At 71.1% G+C, this 17,284-nt stretch carries 23 protein-coding genes; 12 read left to right on the plus strand and 11 right to left on the minus strand.

Translation table 11 applies throughout. The features are described from left to right. Positions 1–25: 25 nt before the first annotated feature. Positions 26–688 carry a DUF6766 family protein gene (locus tag ACLQ21_RS15205; RefSeq protein ID WP_425664810.1) on the minus strand — a complete coding sequence of 221 codons (663 nt, stop codon included), beginning with the start codon at positions 686–688 and terminating at the stop codon, positions 26–28. A 415-nt stretch (positions 689–1,103) separates the two neighbouring features. Here ACLQ21_RS15205 and ACLQ21_RS15210 point away from each other — a divergent pair, with 415 nt between their 5' ends. Further along, positions 1,104–1,289 (plus strand): hypothetical protein, encoded by a 186-nt coding sequence (locus ACLQ21_RS15210; RefSeq protein ID WP_425664811.1) that lies wholly within the window; start codon positions 1,104–1,106, stop codon positions 1,287–1,289. Between the two features lie 92 nt (positions 1,290–1,381). Then, on the plus strand, positions 1,382–1,621 hold the full coding sequence (locus tag ACLQ21_RS15215; RefSeq protein WP_425664812.1) for a DUF3072 domain-containing protein: 240 nt from the start codon (positions 1,382–1,384) through the stop codon (positions 1,619–1,621). A 22-nt stretch (positions 1,622–1,643) separates the two neighbouring features. On the opposite strand, the gene ACLQ21_RS15220 is transcribed toward ACLQ21_RS15215, so the two are convergent. Genes ACLQ21_RS15220 through ACLQ21_RS15235 form a run of 4 tightly spaced genes read right to left on the minus strand, consistent with a single transcriptional unit; the run spans position 1,644 to position 5,404 of the window. Further along, positions 1,644–2,093, minus strand: coding sequence for an Lrp/AsnC family transcriptional regulator (locus ACLQ21_RS15220; protein ID WP_425664813.1), 450 nt, complete (start codon positions 2,091–2,093; stop codon positions 1,644–1,646). Next, on the minus strand, positions 2,090–3,430 hold the full coding sequence (locus ACLQ21_RS15225; protein WP_425664814.1) for an aspartate aminotransferase family protein: 1,341 nt from the start codon (positions 3,428–3,430) through the stop codon (positions 2,090–2,092). The genes ACLQ21_RS15220 and ACLQ21_RS15225 overlap by 4 nt, the downstream gene beginning before the upstream one ends. A 37-nt stretch (positions 3,431–3,467) precedes the next feature. Continuing rightward, complete coding sequence (locus ACLQ21_RS15230; RefSeq protein ID WP_425664815.1) at positions 3,468–3,884, minus strand: universal stress protein; 417 nt, start codon at positions 3,882–3,884, stop codon at positions 3,468–3,470. Beyond that, positions 3,881–5,404: an APC family permease gene (locus ACLQ21_RS15235; protein ID WP_425664816.1), complete on the minus strand. Its 1,524-nt coding sequence runs from the start codon at positions 5,402–5,404 to the stop codon at positions 3,881–3,883. Before ACLQ21_RS15235 ends, ACLQ21_RS15230 begins: the two co-directional genes overlap by 4 nt. 193 nt (positions 5,405–5,597) lie before the next feature. Between ACLQ21_RS15235 and ACLQ21_RS15240 the strand changes: the two genes are divergently transcribed. Then, on the plus strand, positions 5,598–6,833 hold the full coding sequence (locus ACLQ21_RS15240) for a saccharopine dehydrogenase family protein (protein ID WP_425664817.1): 1,236 nt from the start codon (positions 5,598–5,600) through the stop codon (positions 6,831–6,833). 59 nt (positions 6,834–6,892) lie between these two features. On the opposite strand, the gene ACLQ21_RS15245 is transcribed toward ACLQ21_RS15240, so the two are convergent. Both ACLQ21_RS15245 and ACLQ21_RS15250 read right to left on the minus strand, forming a co-directional pair. Then, positions 6,893–7,252: a nuclear transport factor 2 family protein gene (locus tag ACLQ21_RS15245; RefSeq protein ID WP_425664818.1), complete on the minus strand. Its 360-nt coding sequence runs from the start codon at positions 7,250–7,252 to the stop codon at positions 6,893–6,895. A gap of 55 nt (positions 7,253–7,307) precedes the next feature. Further along, positions 7,308–7,910 carry a dihydrofolate reductase family protein gene (locus ACLQ21_RS15250; RefSeq protein ID WP_425664819.1) on the minus strand — a complete coding sequence of 201 codons (603 nt, stop codon included), beginning with the start codon at positions 7,908–7,910 and terminating at the stop codon, positions 7,308–7,310. 132 nt (positions 7,911–8,042) lie between these two features. Between ACLQ21_RS15250 and ACLQ21_RS15255 the strand changes: the two genes are divergently transcribed. From ACLQ21_RS15255 to ACLQ21_RS15275, 5 genes are all read left to right on the plus strand, one after another. After that, the gene (locus ACLQ21_RS15255; RefSeq protein ID WP_425664820.1) at positions 8,043–8,987 is read left to right on the plus strand and encodes a MetQ/NlpA family ABC transporter substrate-binding protein; all 945 of its coding nucleotides are present in this window, start codon (positions 8,043–8,045) and stop codon (positions 8,985–8,987) included. A 77-nt stretch (positions 8,988–9,064) separates the two neighbouring features. Next, entirely contained in the window at positions 9,065–10,084 is a 1,020-nt protein-coding gene (locus ACLQ21_RS15260) for a methionine ABC transporter ATP-binding protein (RefSeq protein WP_425664821.1), read from the plus strand. After that, on the plus strand, positions 10,078–10,743 hold the full coding sequence (locus ACLQ21_RS15265) for a methionine ABC transporter permease (RefSeq protein WP_425664822.1): 666 nt from the start codon (positions 10,078–10,080) through the stop codon (positions 10,741–10,743). Before ACLQ21_RS15260 ends, ACLQ21_RS15265 begins: the two co-directional genes overlap by 7 nt. Next, complete coding sequence (locus ACLQ21_RS15270; protein WP_425664823.1) at positions 10,744–11,784, plus strand: NAD(P)/FAD-dependent oxidoreductase; 1,041 nt, start codon at positions 10,744–10,746, stop codon at positions 11,782–11,784. Continuing rightward, positions 11,774–12,964, plus strand: coding sequence for a PLP-dependent aminotransferase family protein (locus ACLQ21_RS15275; protein ID WP_425664824.1), 1,191 nt, complete (start codon positions 11,774–11,776; stop codon positions 12,962–12,964). Before ACLQ21_RS15270 ends, ACLQ21_RS15275 begins: the two co-directional genes overlap by 11 nt. 19 nt (positions 12,965–12,983) lie before the next feature. Here ACLQ21_RS15275 and thpR read toward each other — a convergent pair whose 3' ends face one another. Further along, entirely contained in the window at positions 12,984–13,523 is a 540-nt protein-coding gene (thpR, locus tag ACLQ21_RS15280; RefSeq protein WP_425664825.1) for an RNA 2',3'-cyclic phosphodiesterase, read from the minus strand. A 105-nt stretch (positions 13,524–13,628) separates the two neighbouring features. On the opposite strand from thpR, the gene ACLQ21_RS15285 reads away from it, so the two are divergent. Beyond that, the gene (locus ACLQ21_RS15285) at positions 13,629–13,811 is read left to right on the plus strand and encodes a DUF2945 domain-containing protein (RefSeq protein WP_425664826.1); all 183 of its coding nucleotides are present in this window, start codon (positions 13,629–13,631) and stop codon (positions 13,809–13,811) included. A gap of 40 nt (positions 13,812–13,851) precedes the next feature. Continuing rightward, positions 13,852–14,337, plus strand: coding sequence for a YdeI/OmpD-associated family protein (locus ACLQ21_RS15290; RefSeq protein ID WP_425664827.1), 486 nt, complete (start codon positions 13,852–13,854; stop codon positions 14,335–14,337). Between the two features lie 25 nt (positions 14,338–14,362). Here ACLQ21_RS15290 and ACLQ21_RS15295 read toward each other — a convergent pair whose 3' ends face one another. Continuing rightward, positions 14,363–14,950: a GNAT family N-acetyltransferase gene (locus ACLQ21_RS15295; protein ID WP_425664828.1), complete on the minus strand. Its 588-nt coding sequence runs from the start codon at positions 14,948–14,950 to the stop codon at positions 14,363–14,365. A gap of 101 nt (positions 14,951–15,051) precedes the next feature. Between ACLQ21_RS15295 and ACLQ21_RS15300 the strand changes: the two genes are divergently transcribed. Then, positions 15,052–15,759, plus strand: a complete 708-nt coding sequence (locus ACLQ21_RS15300; RefSeq protein WP_425664829.1) for a ZIP family metal transporter — start codon at positions 15,052–15,054, stop codon at positions 15,757–15,759. 9 nt (positions 15,760–15,768) lie between these two features. Here the strand turns inward: ACLQ21_RS15300 and ACLQ21_RS15305 are convergent, their stop codons facing one another. After that, the gene (locus tag ACLQ21_RS15305) at positions 15,769–16,077 is read right to left on the minus strand and encodes a biopolymer transporter Tol (RefSeq protein WP_425664830.1); all 309 of its coding nucleotides are present in this window, start codon (positions 16,075–16,077) and stop codon (positions 15,769–15,771) included. Positions 16,078–16,082: 5 nt separating this feature from the next. Continuing rightward, positions 16,083–16,505 carry an Hsp20/alpha crystallin family protein gene (locus ACLQ21_RS15310; RefSeq protein ID WP_425664831.1) on the minus strand — a complete coding sequence of 141 codons (423 nt, stop codon included), beginning with the start codon at positions 16,503–16,505 and terminating at the stop codon, positions 16,083–16,085. A 114-nt stretch (positions 16,506–16,619) separates the two neighbouring features. On the opposite strand from ACLQ21_RS15310, the gene ACLQ21_RS15315 reads away from it, so the two are divergent. Continuing rightward, positions 16,620–17,072, plus strand: a complete 453-nt coding sequence (locus ACLQ21_RS15315; protein ID WP_425664832.1) for an SRPBCC family protein — start codon at positions 16,620–16,622, stop codon at positions 17,070–17,072. Positions 17,073–17,284: the final 212 nt, after the last annotated feature.

The following is a 17,284-nucleotide window of genomic DNA, read 5'->3' on the forward strand; positions in this document are numbered from 1 at the left end:
CTCGCGCGCGGGCGCCGCTCTCGAGTCAGCCGCTCGCGTGGCTCTCGTCGTGCGGCGCCCCGACGGGCTTCGACTCGGGCGATCCGCGCTGCCGCAGGAAGATCGAGAGCGCGATCATGCTGCCGACGGCGAGGAACTCCGACTGCCAGTTCTGCAGCGTGCGGTTCCAGAAGTCTGCCGAAACGACGTACTCGAGCCAGCCGAAGGCCTCCTCGCCGTGCTGCGCCTGCTCGTCGTTGTAGACGACGACGCCGGCGAGGGACTGCGCGAGCCAGGAGAGCAGGAAGATCGCTCCCATCACCAGCAGCAGCGAGTTGGAGAAGAGCGTGTGGCGCCAGCCCCGCACCTTCGCCCACGCGGGTGAGTCGTCCTGCGCGTGCTCGTGCACGAGCTGCTCCTCGTCGCTCCCGAGCCCCTCGTCGCCGGGCTTCTTCGACTCGGGGGAGCCGCGCTGCACGAGCCAGATCGTGGCGAGGATGAAGAGGAAGAACTGGAGGTACTCCGACTGCCAGTTCTCGGCGACATCGACGAGGAAGTGCGACGAGGAGACGAAGTCGGTGAACGTCGCGGGCGGCTGGCCGTGCGACGTCTGCTCGTCGTTGAAGACGAAGAAGCCGGCGACCGATTGGCCGACGAGCGCCAGCAGGAAGAGGACGCCGAAACCGATCGTCAGACCGTGGTTGCGCATCGTGATCACCGTCCCGTCAGCGGCACGGCGATCATGATGACGAGCCCGATCGCGATCACTGCGAGGCACGCGAAGAAGACGACTCTCATGGCGGGACCATAGCCCGATCGCGAGCCCGAGGATCAGTCCCGGCCGAGAACCGCTCGCCACGCGAAGACGCCCCGGTGGCCGTTGCACACGGCTGCCGGGGCGCTCGCCCAGCCCGCGCCTGTGAGCACACATGCCGGACTGCGTCTACATGTACAGCACCCGGCTGGCCCAACAGCGTTCTGGAACGCCGGGCGGCATGGACTGAGCAGGTCCTGTGTTGCGCTTGCGCCCTTGCTCAGCGGCTGGGCGTCCTCTGGGCCAAGCGTCGGGCACCGAGGGGCCGATCCGAGCAGCGCTTCGAGCCGGTCGAGTTACGGTGAAATCGATGGACGAATCGATCAGTGTGGCCGAGCTCGCCAACGAACTCGGTCACACCGATTCGGGGCGTGCCATCCGCGTCTTCCTGCGCAACCCGGACGACGGGTACGGCCCCTTCGAGGGCCACAGGTTCTGGACCCCGTGGCGGCTGACCCCCGAGCAGTCGGAGCGGGTGCGGCACCGCTTCAGCTGAGGCACAGCGCCGGCGGTCGCCTCGATCGCGGCTCGCAGGAGCGTGTCGGTGTCGGGGAGTAGCGTGCGGCCAACACGCTTGAGGAGGCGATCATGACCGACACCACCGCGCCCGGCGACCAGCCCGAGACGATCGGCGCGACGAGCGACGCGCAGGACCCGGGGCTCGAGAAGGACCCAGCCGACTGGGTCAGCGGCGATGACCCGATGACGGAGGCGCAGCGCTCCTACCTCGACACCCTCGCTCGACAGGCGGGGGAGGAGCTGCCGGCCGACCTGAACAAGGCCGAGGCGTCCCAGCACATCGACCGGCTGCGGAAGCAGCAGGAGTAGGTCCGGCGCGGCCCGATCGCCGCTAGCGCACGCCCCACGCGTAGCTCTGCTGCTGCAGCTTGAGGTAGAGCAGCGTGTCGGTCTCGCGCACGCCGTCGATGCTGCGGATGCGCTGCGACACCAGCTCGAGCAGGTGGGCGTCGCTCTCGCACACCACCTCGACGAGGATGTCGTAGCTGCCGGCGGTGATGACGACGTAGTCGACCTCAGGCAGCGCGGCGAGCGCCTCGGCGACCGGCTCGAGCGCCCCGGATGCGCGGATGCCGATCATGGCCTGACGCGCGAAGCCCAGCTGGGTGGGGTCGGTGACGGCGACGATCTGCATGACGCCCGAGTCGGTGAGCCGCTTCACCCGGTTCCGCACCGCCGTCTCGCTGAGCCCGACCGTCTCGGCGATCGCCGAGTACGGCGCCCGGCCGTCGCGCTGCAGCTCGGCGATGATCGCCTTGTCGTGGGCGTCGGGAAGGCTCACAGCCGCGACCACGCTTCGCTGAGCGTGCCGCGCAGGATCTGCTCGATCTCGTCGAAGTGTCGCTGATCGCAGATGAGGGGTGGCGAGAGCTGGATGACGGGGTCGCCCCGGTCGTCGGCGCGGCAGTAGAGGCCGGCGTCGAACAGCGCGTGCGAGAGGTAGCCGCGCAGCAGCCGCTCGCTCTCGTCGTCATCGAAGGACTCGCGGGTGTGCTTGTCCTTCACGAGCTCGATGCCGTAGAAGTAGCCGTCGCCGCGCACGTCGCCGACGATCGGCAGGTCGAGCAGCCGCTCGAGCGTGCCGCGGAAGGCGCCCTCGTTGGCGCGCACGTGCTCGAGCACGCCCTCCCGCTCGAAGATCTCGAGGTTCGCGAGCCCGACGGCGGTCGCCACCGGATGCCCGCCGAACGTGTAGCCGTGCGCGAACATCGCGCCCGGCTGCGCGAAGGGCTCGAAGAGCCGGTCGCTCGCGATCATCGCGCCGAGCGGCGCGTAGCCCGAGGTGAGCCCCTTCGCGCACGTGATGATGTCGGGCTGGTAGCCGTAGCGCTCTGCCCCGAACATCGTGCCGAGCCGCCCGAAGGCGCAGATGACCTCGTCGGAGACGAGCAGCACGTCGTACTCGTCGCAGATCTCCCGCACCCGCTCGAAGTATCCGGGCGGGGGAGGGAAGCATCCGCCGGCGTTCTGCACGGGCTCGAGGAACACCGCAGCGACCGTGTCGGGGCCCTCCTGCTCGATCGCGACCGCGATCTGGTCGGCGGCCCAGCGCCCGAACGCCTCCGGGTCGTCGCGGTGGATGGGTGCACGGTAGATGTTCGTGTTCGGCACCCGGAACGTCGACGGCACGAGCGGCTCGAACATCTCCTTGAGCGGCGGCAGCCCGGTGATCGACAGGGCGCCGTGGGTGGTGCCGTGATAGGCGATCGCGCGGCTGATCACCTTGTGCTTCTGCGGCTTGCCGGTGAGCTTGAAGTAGTTCTTCGCGAGCTTCCAGGCGCTCTCGACCGCCTCGCTGCCGCCGCTCGTGAAGAACACCCGGTTCAGCTCGCCGGGCGCGAGCGTCGCGAGCCTGTCGGCCAGCTCGATCGCGCTCGGGTGCGTGTACGACCAGAGCGGGAAGAAGGCGAGCGTCGACGCCTGCTCGGCCGCCACGGCGGCGAGGTCGGTGCGGCCGTGGCCGAGCTGGTTGACGAAGAGCCCGGCCAGCCCGTCGAGGTAGCGCTTCCCGCGGTCGTCCCAGATGTACGCGCCCTCGCCCCGCACGATGACGGGCGCCTGATCGGCGTTCGCCATGCGAGTGAAGTGCATCCACAGGTGGTCGGCGGGGGAGGGCATGGTGCTCCTGTCGGTCGGGTCGGATGGTCGGTGTGCGTCAGGCGCGCACGGGCACGCAGAGCACCGGCCGGCGGCTGAGATGCAGCAGCTTGTGCGGCGTGGAGCCGAGGATGGCGCCGCGCATGGGGCTCTCGCCCCACGTGCCGACGACGATGAGGCGCGCGTCGTGGGCGTCCGCCTGCTCGAGCAGCGCATCCACCGGTCTGGCCGACACGAGCTCGGAGACCGCGTCGACGCCCGCCGCTGCCGCAGCCTCGAGCGCGTGGCTCACCGCTTCGCCGCCGAGCTGCTGCAGCGCGGCCTCGTGCGTGCGGCGCTCCTCGCCGAGGGTGCCGGGCGGCTCCGTGCCGTAGACGATGACGAGCTGCTCGCCAAAGCGGCTCGCGACGTCGATCGCGGTGGCCAGTGCCGCCCGCGCGCCGGGCGACTCGTCGTAGCCGAGCACGATGGTCATGCGCGTGGCTCCCCGCCGCCGGTCGTCACGTCGATCCGCACGATCGGCTGCTCCGCGGTGCTGGGCCGCTCGTTCCAGAAGCCACGGTCGCGGAAGTACCAGATGATCATCAGCACGACGCCGGTGAGGAAGATGCCGACGCCGATGACGAGGGGCGGCCCGACCCCGAACCAGGGCGTCTCGGTGTAGGCGTTCTCGGGGTTCCCGTAGTCGATGATCGCGGCGACGAGCAGCCAGATGAGCAGCAGCGAGCCGAGCACCGGCCCGACGCCGATCAGCAGGAAGCTCTTCACGCTCTTCGTCAGCCGCTTGCGGAAGTAGATCGCGCACGCGATGCCGGTGAGCGCGTAGTAGAAGGCGATCAGCAGGCCGAGCGCGGTGAGCGTGTCCCACAGCGCCGTCTCGCTCAGCAGGCCCACGACCAGGTAGTACGCGATCGCGATGCCCGCGACCCACCAGGTCGAGACATCCGGAGTGCGGAAGCGCGGGTGGATGCGGCCGAACATCTTCGGGAACGCGCCGCGGCGGGCCATGCTGAGGCCGGTGCGGGAGGCGGGGATGATCGTCGTCTGCGTCGACGCGATCGCCGAGGTTGCGACCGAGAGCATCACGACCCACGCCCACGGGCCCATCGTCTCGCTCGCCAGGATCTGGAAGATCGCGTCCTCCTCGTCGGCGTTCTCGGCCAGGAACGTGTCGCCGGCGAGCGCGACCACCGCGATCGTCACCGACAGGTAGGTGACGAGCAGCACGATCGTCGACCAGATCGCGGCCTTGCCGGGCGACTGCGACGAATTCGTCGTCTCCTCGGTGAGGTTGACCGCCGACTCCCAGCCCCAGTAGGCGAAGACGCCGAGCAGCAGCCCCGCGGTCACGCCCTCCCAGCCGCCGCCGAAGGGGTTGAGCCACTCCCATGACGGGGTGAGGGAGTCGAGCGGCGAGGAGCCCGAGAAGACGAGCACGAACGCCACCACCGCGAAGGCGAGCAGCGACAGCACCTGGAAGACGATGAGCACGTTCTGCAGTCGCGCCGAGATCTCGGTCCCCCACACGCAGATCGCGGTCATCACGAGGATGAGCACGACGGTGAGGATGCGGATGACCACCGGGTCGTAGGCGAGATCCTCGAGCCCGAAGGTGAGCAGCGAGTACCGCACGCCGACCTCCGCGAGCGAGCCGACGATCAGCACGCCGGTCATGGCGATGGCCCATCCACCGATCCAGCCGAACCACGGCCCCATCGCGCGCGTCACCCACGAGAAGGTCGTGCCGCAGTCCTGGTCGACGGTGTTGAGGTAGTAGAAGGCCGACGCGATGAGCAGCATCGGGATGAAGCTCGCGAGCATGATGCCGGGCGCGTGGACGCCGCTGTAGAGCACGAGCCCGCCGATGATGGCGGCGATCGTGTACGCGGGGGACGTCGACGCGAGCCCGATGACCATGGCGTCGAAGAAGCCGATCGCGTTCGGCTTGAGCCCCGGGTGGTCCACGGTCGCGGGGGTGGTGCGATGGTCGGTCACGACGGCTCCCTTTGTGCCAGAGTGATGCTCAATTCGGCGGATACCGTGCCGCGACCGTCGGTGAGGTGCTGCATCCGTCCCCCTTGACCGCAGACACTACTGATTCCGTCGTCGCTGCACTAGAGTCTCGCTCATTCGGCCTCAGGAGCCGCGCGACCGGCGCGGCCGGGGCCGTGCGAGAGGAGCGACGTCGATGCGGATCCTGCTGGTGGGTGCCGGAGGTGTCGGAGGGGCGTTCGCTGCCATCGCGGCGAGGCGCGACTTCTTCGAGGCCGTGGTGATCGCCGACTACGACGAGGCGCGCGCGCAGAAGGCGGCGGCGGTCGATCCGCGCTTCGCGGCCGCGCAGGTCGACGCATCCGACCCCGAGTCGGTCGCGGCACTGTGCCGGGAGCACGCGATCACCCACGTCATGAACGCAGTCGACCCCCGCTTCGTGATGCCGATCTTCGATGGCGCGCTCGCGGCTGGGGCGGGCTACCTCGACATGGCGATGAGCCTGTCGAAGCGGCATGCCGAGGAGCCGTACCGCAAGGTCGGGCTGAAGCTCGGCGACGAGCAGTTCGCGAAGGCCGGCGAGTGGGAGGCGGCGGGGCAGCTCGCGCTCGTGGGCATCGGCGTCGAGCCGGGCATGTCGAACGTCTTCGCGCGCTACGCGGCGGACGAGCTCTTCGACCACATCGAAGAGCTCGGCACGCGCGACGGCGCGAACCTGGCCGTGCACGACGACGAGGGCAACGAGATCTTCGCGCCGTCGTTCTCGATCTGGACGACCATCGAGGAGTGCCTGAACCCGCCCGTCATCTGGGAGCGCTCGCGGGCCCACGAGGACGGCGGCTGGTACACGACCGAGCCGTTCAGCGAGCCGGAGGTCTTCGACTTCCCGGAGGGTATCGGCCCGGTGGAGTGCGTCAACGTCGAGCATGAGGAGGTGCTGATGATGCCGCGCTGGATCGAGGCCGACCGCGTGACGTTCAAGTACGGGCTCGGGTCCGAGTTCATCGGCGTGCTGCAGACGCTGCACACGCTCGGCCTCGACCGCACCGAGAAGATCCGGGTCGGCGGTGTCGAGGTCTCGCCGCGCGATGTCGTGGCCGCCTGCCTGCCGGATCCCGCATCCATCGGTCCGGTCATGACGGGCAAGACCTGCGCCGGTGTCTGGGTGCGCGGCACGGGCAAGGACGGTCAGCCGCGGTCGACGTACCTGTACCACGTCGTGGACAACGCGTGGTCGATGGCGGAGTACGGGCACCAGTGCGTGGTGTGGCAGACGGCGATCAACCCGGTCATCGCGCTCGAGCTCATCGCGACCGGGGTGTGGTCGGGTGCCGGCGTGCTCGGGCCGGAGGCGATGCCGCCGAAGCCGTTCCTCGACAAGCTCGAGGAGTACGGCAGCCCGTGGGGGCAGATGGAGGTTCCGCAGGACTGACGGCCCGCTCGGCGTCGTCCGCCGTTCTGCGTCGTCGTCGGCGCTGTGTCGTCCTCCGTTCAGGCGTCGTGGGGCTTCCGCGGCGTCATGTACCACTCGACGAAGCGGTGCGCCCGGCCGTCCGGCGCGAGGTAGACCTCCCACAGGTTCGCGTACGACTCGTGCCCGGGATACACGATCGAGGCCTTGATGATGGCCAGCTGCTCGTCCTCGATGAGCACGCGCAGATCGTGCTGCGGGTCGGGCGACTCCGGCTCGCTCCACATCTCGACGATCGCGTCGATGCCTCGTGTGGGCTCGGGGTCGTTCGGGCGGAACCAGTACTCGGCGTCGTCGGTGAAGATCGCGCGCACGTCGTCCGGGTCCTTCGACTCCCATGCGCGGATGTAGCCGTCGAGCCAGCGCTGCGCAGGTGTCATGCAGCGGTTCTACCGCAGCTCATCGGCGGGCGCCAGGGGCTGGCGAGGTGCCGCCTCAGGTCGCGCGGCCTCCTACGCCGTAGGTCACGTGGGTCACGAGCGATGCCGTGCGCGACGCGATCGGCTGCAGCTCCACCGGCCCCGATGCCGCGAAGAGCCGCTCGCCGGCGCCCAGCACGAGGGGCGCGATGTGGAGCCGCAGCTCGTCGATGAGACCGAGGGAGAGGAACTGGTCGATCGTGCTCGCGCCGCCGGCGACGGAGATGCTCGCATCACCGGCCGCCTCCCTGGCGCGCTCCATCGCGGCAGCCGGGCCGTCGGTGACGAAGTGGAACGTCGTGCCGCCCTCCATCTCGATCGGCTCGTGCTCGAAATGGGTGAGCACGAACACCGGCGCTCGGTACGGCGGCTCGTCGCCCCACCAGCCGCGCCAGGGCCGGTCCCACTCGCCGCGGACAGGGCCGAACATGTTGCGGCCCATGATGTAGGCGCCGTGACCGAGGATCGCGGCGATCTCCGCGGCGTTCTCCTCCTCAGTCTCGAACATCCACCGGTGCAGATGCTCCGCGCCGATCCCGAGCGGGTCCTCCTCGCTCTGCTCGACACCGGCGACGAACCCATCCACCGAGACTCCTACGTCGCACGTGACCATGCCCATCCGGTCCTCCTCGCCCTTGCTGCATTGTGGCGCGCAGTGTTACGCGCCGCGACAGCAGAATGCGGCGTTGTAGTGGGCAATATGTAGGGTTATGGAGTTCACGGCGCGGAGCGCCCCGGCCCAGGAGGACCCATGACGAACGAATCCAGCCGCTCGGAGATCGACGAGCACCTGGCGAAGCGCGGTTCGCGACGCAGGGTCGGCATCATCGCCGCAGTGACCGCTGCCGTCGTGGTCGCGGGAGGAGCCGCGACAGCGGTCGCCGTGCAGCAGGGCAACGGGGCGGGCGCCGACGAGCTCATCCCGCTGCGCATCGGCGACACCGCGCAGAGCGACTTCCAGGACACGATCGTCGAGGTCGGTCGCGAGAACGGGCTCGACATCGAGTTCGTCAACTTCGATGACCCCTACCTGCCGAACACCGCCCTCGTGGCGGGCGAGCTCGACGCCAACGTCTTCCAGCACGTCGCGTGGCTGAGCCAGTTCAACCGCGAGAACGACGCCGAGATCACCCCGCTCTTCTCGACCGTCGTCACCGCTTGGGGGCTGTTCTCGGAGGACCACGCGAGCGTCGACGAGATCGCCGACGGCGCGCGCATCGCGGTGCCCGACGACCCGTCGAACTTCTCGCGCGCGCTCTTCATCCTCGAGCACGCCGGCCTGATCGAGGTCGCCGATGACGCCGGCGTCTTCCCGGGCGAGGAGGACATCACCGCGAACGACCGGGGCCTCGAGCTCGTGCGCATCGCCCACGAGTCGGTGCAGACCGCCTACGCCGACCCGTCGATCGCCGCCGTCGTGATCGCGGTCGACGACTTCGACCCGGCGCTGGCGATCACGAGCGACGATGCGCTGCAGCTCGAGGACGCGTCGTCGCCGTCCGCGAGCCCCTACGTGCTCATCGCCGCCACGACGCCCGAGAACCTCGACAACGCAGCGTGGCCGCTGCTCGAGCAGACGTACCGCGACGCTCGGGTGGAGGCTGCGCTCGAGGAGGAGAAGCGGGGCGAGGCGACCATCGTCGAGCTGCCGGTCGACGACCTGCGGAGCGCGCTCGACGAGCTCGTCGCGCAGTAGCGGCTCCAGTGCAGCCCTGATCGACCCCTGCGTGGGCGCCCTCCCGGGCGCCCACGCACCATGCCTGTGAAGGAACCATGACCGACCGCATCCGCCTCACCGGCGTCACGAAGCAGTTCGACTCGAAGGCGGGCGGGGCGCTCGCGCTCGACGGCATCGACCTCTCGGTGCGGGCCGGCGAGATCTACGGGCTGATCGGCCGCTCCGGGGCCGGCAAGTCGACACTGCTGCGCACCATCAACGCGCTCGAGCGGCCGACGTCGGGCGAGGTGCTCGTCGATGGGGTCGACGTCGGCGGGCTGGGCGCGGAGGAGCTGCGGCGGCTCCGCCACAAGATCGGGATGGTGTTCCAGCAGTTCGGGCTCTGGAACTCCCGCTCGGTCTACGACAACATCGCGACGCCCCTCAAGCTCGCGGGCTGGAAGCAGGAGGCGATCCGCTCCCGCGTCGCCGAGCTGCTCGACTTCGTCGGCCTGGGCGGCAAGGCGTTCGCGCGGCCCAGACAGCTCTCGGGCGGCCAGAAGCAGCGCGTCGGCATCGCGCGGGCGATCGCGAACCGCCCGTCGATCCTGCTCGCCGATGAGGCGACGAGCGCCCTCGACCCGCAGACGACGGGCGACATCGTGGCGCTGCTGCGTTCGATCAACGAGGAGCTCGGCATCACGATCGTGGTGGTCAGCCACGAGATGGACGTCATCTCGCGCCTCGCGGACCGCGTGTCGATCCTGAGCCACGGCGCGGTCGTCGAGAGCGGGGACATCCACCAGATCCTCGCCCGTCCGCAGCACGCCGAGACGGCCGCGCTCGTCGCGCCGTACGCCCGCACCGCGCTGACCGACGCGGAGCGGCAGGCGCTTCGGGTCGAGCACGGCAGCCGCCGCATCTCGGTGGTGATCGACGACTCGCTCGTGCACGACCCGGTGCTCAGCCGCCTCGCGAGGGAGCACGGTGTCGACTTCGCCGTGATCCAAGGCGGCGTCGAACGGGTGAAGCGGCGCCCGTACGGGCAGCTGAGCCTGGCCCTGCACGGGGCGGACGGCGACATCGACCGGTTCGTCGCCGGGCTCTCGCAGCGCGCGGAGGTCTCGCAGTGGTGACCGCGCTGATCGATTTCGACAGCGACGTGCCCCGCGTCGCGACGGCGCTCGGGGAGACCCTCTACATGGTCACCGTGTCGTTCTTCTTCGCCTCGATCCTCGGGCTGCTGCTCGGCATCTTCCTGTTCGCGACGCGCAAGGGGCAGCTGCTGCAGAACCGGGCCGCGCACTTCGTGCTGAACCTCGTCGTCAACACGCTGCGCCCGATCCCGTTCATCATCCTGCTCATCGCGCTCACCCCCGTGACGCGCGCGCTCATCGGCACGAGCATCGGGCCGTCGGCCGCGATCCTGCCGCTCACGATCGCGGCGGGCGTCGGCATCGCCCGGGTCGCCGAGTCGAACCTCGTCGGCGTCGACCCGAGCGTGGTCGAGGCCGCGACCGCGGTGGGCGCGAAGCCACTGCACATCCTCTTCGGCTTCGTGGTGCGCGAGGCGTTCGGGCCGCTCATCCTCTCGCTCACCTTCATCTTCGTCGCGCTGATCGACGCGACCGCCGTCGCCGGCGCCGTGGGCGGCGGCGGCCTGGGCAACCTGGCGCTCACCTACGGCTACCAGCGCTTCGACTACCCGATCATGCTGCTCATCGTCGTCGTCCTCATCACGCTCGTGCAGCTCGTGCAGGTGCTCGGCAACCGGCTCGCGCGCAGGTTCCTCTAGATGCGCGCGGCCGGGGCGCGGCTTTCGGTCGTGGGTGCCCGACTGTGCGTGGTGGGAGGCGGCGTGCTCGGGCTCGCCGTGGCCGCCGACGCGGTGAAGGCGGGCTGGCGGGTGACCCTGCTCGAGCGCGAGCCGGCGCTGTGCCGCGTCGCGAGCGGCGCGAGCTTCGCCTGGGCGAACGCGCACGCGAAGCGACCCGCGTCGTACGCCGCGCTCAGCCGAGCGGGTCTGCGGCGTCACGCCGAAGCATCCGCGACCGGGTCGGAGCCGTGGTTCACCGCGATGGCGGCGGATGCGTGGGGCACGCGGGTGGTCGAGGGCGGCGCCGTCGATGTGGCCGCGTTCGCTCGCGCGCACGCCCGCGCGATCCGCGACCACGGTGGCGTCGTCCGCACCGGCGCGTCCGTCGTGCGCGTCGACACGGATGCGGACGGTGCTCGCGTCGTCCTCGACTCCGGCGAGCCCGTCGTCGCCGACACGGTCGTGCTGGCTGCGGGCGTCGCCACGCCCGCGCTCCTCGACGGTCTCGGCACGGCGCAGCGCTTGGCTGTGCTCGGACCGATCGGCGCGCTCGCCCGAGTGCGCTGGCCGAGCGGGTGGGCGGGCGGACTCGTGCTGGGCGACGAGCTGAGCGTGCGCCCGGACGGCGACGACCGGCTGCTGCTGCAGTCGCTGTCGCTCGAGCGGGCGCTCGTCGACGAGGCGCTGCCGCTCGACGAGCGAGCCGCCTGGCGGCGGCTGCGCGAGCTCGCGCAGCGCCACGGGCTGCCGCTCGGCGACGACGACCTGCTCGAGCTGCGCTTCGCCCACCGCCCGCTGCCGCCCGACGGGCTGCCCATCGCCGGTTGGGCGGCCGAACGGGTCTACGCCGTCGTCGCGCACAGCGGCGTGACGCTCGCGCCCGCCCTCGGTCGCCTCGTGGTCGCCGAGCTCGGCGGCGAGCCCCAGCCCGAACTGCAGCGCTGCCGGCCACCCGGTAGCGTCCCGAACCACAGCCAGAAGGAGCACACCCATGGCAAGGAGCACACCCATGGCCACTGATTCGCGCATGGCGAGCCGGCTGCTCGAGCAGCTCCCCGCACGGCAGGGATTCGGCGACGCCACGCTCATCCGGCACCGTCCCGGCAGCATCGATCTCGGCGGCGGCAATCCGGACGTCGCGGCGCTGCCCACGGCGCTCTACCGCGACGCCGCTCGTGACCTCACCGAGAGCGACGGCTTCGCGGCCTCGCTCCGCTACGTCCCGGCGCCCGGCATCCCGGCGCTGCGCGCGTGGATCGCCGAGCGCGAGGGCGTCGACGCGGAGCGCGTCATCGTCACGACCGGTGGCGCGCACGGGCTGGCGCTCGCGGTGCTGGGCACCCTCGACGCGGGCGACGCGATCGTCGTCGACGATCCGGTGTACCCGCTGTTCCTGCGCACGCTCGATCTCGTCGGCGCGCATCCGGTGCCCGTGCGGGTCGGCGCCGACGGCATCGACGTCGACGAGCTGGAGCGGCGGCTCGAGGAAGGGCTGCGCCCGAAGGCGCTGTTCACCGTGCCGACCTTCCACAACCCCTCGGGCGGCACGCTCCCCGACGACAGGGCACGACGGCTCGCCGAGCTCGCCGACCGCTACGGCTTCACGCTGATCCTCGACGACCCCTACCGCGAGGTCGGCTTCGAGCCCGGCGCAGTCGACGTGCGGTCGCGGCTGCTCGACTCCGATCGCGTCATCGCCGTGAACACCTTCTCGAAGACCCTCGGGCCGGCGCTGCGGGTCGGGTGGATGGTGGTGCCCGAGGCGCTCTCGGAGCGCTTCGTGCGGCTGCGGAACCGGCTCGACGGGCTGACGAGCGGCACGCTGCAGGAGCTCGTGCTGCGCATCGTGCAGCGCCCGGAGTACCCGCGGGTGCTCGCCGATGCCGGTCTCGGCTACGCGCGGAAGGCGCGCGCGCTGCAGCAGGCGCTCGGGGCCCGCTTCGGCGACGACATCGAGATCACGGATCCGTCGGGCGGCTTCTTCCTGTGGGCGCGATTGGTCGGCGACGCCGACTTCGCGCGCCTGCACGAAACCGCCCAGGACGAGGGCGTCTTCTTCCAGCGGGGCGAGTGGTTCGCGGTCGACGACGACGCGCACCTCCGCGGCACGATGCGGCTGTCGTTCAGCGAGCAGCCGGTCGAGCGCCTCGTCGAGGGCGTCGAGCGACTGCACCGCGCGTGGCGGCAGGTGCGCGGCTGAGGCGACCGGCGGTCGGGCCTCAGCCGCCGAGCGGCAGCACCGAGACCAGCGCATGCCGCGGCCGGTGCCCTCGGCCGAGCAGCTGCGACTCGATCAGCACGACCTCGTCGACGGTCCACGCGCGCGACGAGTAGGTGTCGAGCACGCGGAGCCAGCGGATCGCGCTGCGATGCCGCGGGGGCCTCGCGAGCGTGAGGTGCGGCACGAAGCGCTGGCCGTCGGTGGAGGCGCCGGCGGCGCTCGCGGCGTTCCGCACGCGCTGCGCCAAGTGCTCCAGCTCGGCGTGCCCGCGGTCGACGCCGAGCCACACCACGGCAGGGCGATCCGGATCGGGGAACGCGCCGGCGCCTCCGAGCCTGCAGGTGAAGGGCGGCAGGTCGAGCAGCGCGGCACGCAGGCGCTCGTCGAGCGGCTCGAGGACGCGCTCAGGCACGTCGGGCAGGAAGCCGAGCGTGAGGTGCAGGCGGTCGGACGGCGTCCAGCGCAGCCCCTCGCGTGGCTCGAGGAACGTCGCGAGGTCCTCCCGCACGTCCTCCGGCGGCACCACTGCAACGAACATCCGCCGACCCATGCAGGGACACTACGCCCGCTCGCCTGGACCGGGGTACAGTTCCGGCCAACGGCGGCGAGGGGAGCGGCGATGGGATTCCGGAGGGGCGACCGGGTGAGCTGGAACACCAGCCAGGGAGAGACGCACGGCACGGTGCAGCAGCGGCGGGTGCGCGACTTCACGTTCGCCGGGCAGCAGTTCCGCGCCTCCGACGACGAGCCGTACTACGTCGTCGAATCGGAGAAGACGGGGGCGAAGGCCGCGCACAAGGAGTCCGCGCTCCGCAAGCGCTCCTGACCCTGGCGCGCGGGCGCGACGCCCGCATAGCCTGGCGCGCATGAGCGAACTCCGCATCCGCACCACGATCCAGCAGCGAGGCCCGGCTGCGGCGATCGTCCTCGACGACGACCAGGTCGCATCGCTCGGCGGCGCCAAGAACGCGCCAGTCACCCTGACGATCGGTGGGGCGACGGTGCGCACCCGGATCGGGCGGATGGGTGGAGAGAACCTGCTCGGCCTCTCGAAGGAGCGTCGCGTCGCGCTCGGCCTCTCGAAGGAGCGTCGCGTCGCGCTCGGCGTCGAGGCGGGCGACGAGGTCGAGGCGGTGATCGCTCTCGACGAGGCGGAGCGCGCGATCGAGCTGCCGTCTGAGCTCGACGCGGCGTTCGCGCAGGATCCGGCAGCGAAGACGGCGTTCGAGGGGCTCGCCCCGTCGCGCCGCAAGGAGATCGCACGCGGCATCGCGGAGGCGAAGGCGCCCGAGACGAAGGAGCGACGGCTCGAGAAGGCGCTCGACGAGCTGCGCCGCATCGCCGCCGGCTGAGGTCAGCGCCGCGGCCGGCTCAAGGTCAGCGCCGCGCGAGCTGCTTGCGCATGAGCACGCGTGGGAACCCGCCCGCGACCGCGTCGGTCGCCGCGGCGAGCTCGAAGCCGGCCCGCTCGAAGAGCGCGCGGGTGCCGACGAACGCCATCGTCAGATCGACTCGCTCGCCCCGGTTGTCGACCGGGTAGCCCTCGACTGCCGGCGCTCCGTGCGACGCCGCGTACTCGACGGCACCGTCGAGCAACACGTGCGAGATGCCCTCGCCGCGATGCCCCGGCCGCACCCGGATGCACCAGATCGACCACACTGGCTGGTCGTCGACGTGCGGGATCCTGGTGGAGCGGTCGAACGGCGTGTCGGAGCGCGGCGCGACCGCGGCCCATCCGACGACCTCGTCGCCGTCGTACGCGAGCACGCCGGGCGCGACCCGCTTGCGCGTGAGCGCCTCCATGTAGGCGCCGCGCTCGGGGCCGCGCAGCTGCGTGTTCGTCTTGGCGTCGATGCGGTGGCTCAAGCACCAGCAAACGGATGCGTCGGGCCGCTTCGGCCCGATCACCGCGGCCAGGTCGTCGAAGCGCGCGTGCGTCGCCGGATGGACCGTGAGCTCGGACATGGTGCCTCCTCGTCGACGGTCTCCACGATGGCATGAGGGTGGATCGGGGCATAGCCTGCCGCCGTGGAGAACCGAGCTGCGAGCGCGGGACTGGACTGAGCATGCTCGAGGCGCTGCTCTGGGGTGCGATCGCGTCGTCGTCGCTCGTGCTGGGCGCGGTGCTCGCGACCGTGCGCCGCTGGTCGGACGCTGTCGTCGGCAACGTGCTCGCCTTCGGTGCGGGTGCGCTCATCGCGGGCGTCTCGTTCGAGCTCGCCGAGGCGGGTGTCGCGGAGGGCGGGCCGCTCGCGGTGGGCATCGGGCTCGCGGCGGGCGCGATGGTGTACTTCTTCGCCGATCGCGCGGTGGAGGCGCGGTCGGGCCGAAGCGGTGGCGGTGCGGCGGGAGTGCCGCTCGCCGTCGGCGCGCTCCTCGACGGCGTGCCAGAGCAGGCGGTGCTCGGCATCGGGCTCGCAACCGGCGACGGCGTGAGCCTCGCGCTGCTGGTAGCGGTGTTCGTCTCGAACCTGCCGGAGTCGGTGGGGTCCTCCGCCGACATGCTCTCGGCCGGCAGGTCGCGTCGCTTCGTCCTGCTGCTCTGGCTCGGCGTCGCGGGGGTGTGCACGGTCGCCGCGGTGGCGGGCCGTGCGATCGCCGAGGTCGCGTCGCCCACGCTCACCGGAGTCGTCGACGGTTTCGCGGCCGGGGCGCTCCTGGTCATGCTCGTCGACGCGATGATCCCCGAGGCTCGCGAGAAGGGGAAGGACGTCGCGGGCCTCGCGACGGTCGTGGGCTTCGCGGCCGCTGCAGCGCTGTCCCTGCTGGTGTGATGAGCGGCCTCAGGCCGGTGGCGCGAGCTCGTCGAGCCCGGCCAACCGGTCCGCGGCGCGTGCGGCACGCTCGTCCTCGGTCAGCTCCCACCAGGCGTCGCCTCGCTCGCCGAGCCCCTCCTTCGCGAGCTGCACCCGGGCGCGAGCGGCCTCGCGCTCGCGATCGCTCGGCGCGTTCCGCACAGCCGCCCGCGCACGCCCGAGGTGCGATCGCAGCCGCGTCGCCGCATCCGTGGGCAAGGACGGATCCTCGGCCCGCCAGCGACGGCCGTCCACGACGATCCACCTGCCGTCGTCGGTGCGCTGGGTCTCCCGCATGCCGCCTAGCGCCGCTCGATCGGGATGTGCCGCGCCTTCGCCGGTACGGGGTCGAGGGCCACGCGCACCGTCAGCATGCCGTCCTCGTAGACGGCGGTGATCTCGTCGTCCTTCGCGCCCAGCGGCAGCCGGACGGAGCGCGCGAGAGCGCCGTAGCGGAACTCCGACCGCTGCTTCTCGCGCGGGTCGGGGTGGCGCTCCGCGTGGATCGTCAGCACACCGTGCTCGACCTTGACGTCGATGTCACGCGCGGGGTTGAGCCCGGGCAGCTCGGCGTGCACGACGAAGGCGTCGTCCTCGACGACCTCCTCGACGCGGATGCCCGGCAGCGGCCCCTTGCCATCCCAACCGCCCATGAGGGCGAAGGCGTCGACCCACTCATTGAACGCCGGGAAGATCGGGTGCTTGCGTGAAGCGTCAGCGGACATGTCGAGCTCCCCTCCGTCGTGCCCCATGTCTACTCCGGTTCAGGAGGGGACTCAATGGAGGGGGCCCGCGGCCGATCGAGTGACGCCGTGGGGCGCGGATGCTTTGATGGCGGCATGAGTGAGACCGACGCTGTCCGTGTCGTGCAGGCGAGCCGCTTCATCGCGGCGCCTGCCGACGTCATCTTCGAGCACATCGCCGACCCGGCGAAGCAGCCCGCGTGGGATGGCAACGACAACCTCGCCGAGGCCGCCGACGGCCAGCGCGTGCGCGCGGTCGGCGACATCTTCTCGATGACGCTCACCGGCGATGGTGCGGTGCGCGAGAACCATGTCGTCGAGTTCGAGGAGGGTCGGCGCATCGCCTGGAAGCCGGCCGAGCAGGGCAAGCCGCCCATCGGGCACCTCTGGCGGTGGGAGCTGGAGCCCGAGGGCGAGGGGACGCGCGTCACGCACACGTATGACTGGACGCAGCTGCACGACGAGACGCGGCTGCAGCGCGCTCGGCGCACGCAGCCGGCGAATCTGCTCGCGTCGATCGACCGGCTGGCGGGGCTGCTGGGGGTCTGAGGCGAGTTCTCCACAGGCCGTCGATCGTTCGAACACACGTTCGACTGGCTTGGTAGAATCGGAGTCATCGAAGGCCGCCGGTGGGGGTGGCGCTGAGGGGGTTCCGATGGGGGAGCTGGTGCGGGGCAGGTCGCGGGATGCGGCGGCGCTGCGGGCGGCGCTCGATGGCGTGCAGGACGGGATCGAGGCGCTGCTGGCGGGCTTCGAGGGGC

It is taken from the genome of Agrococcus sp. DT81.2, assembly GCF_049844935.1.
In the GTDB taxonomy this organism is placed as follows: Bacteria; Actinomycetota; Actinomycetes; order Actinomycetales; family Microbacteriaceae; genus Agrococcus.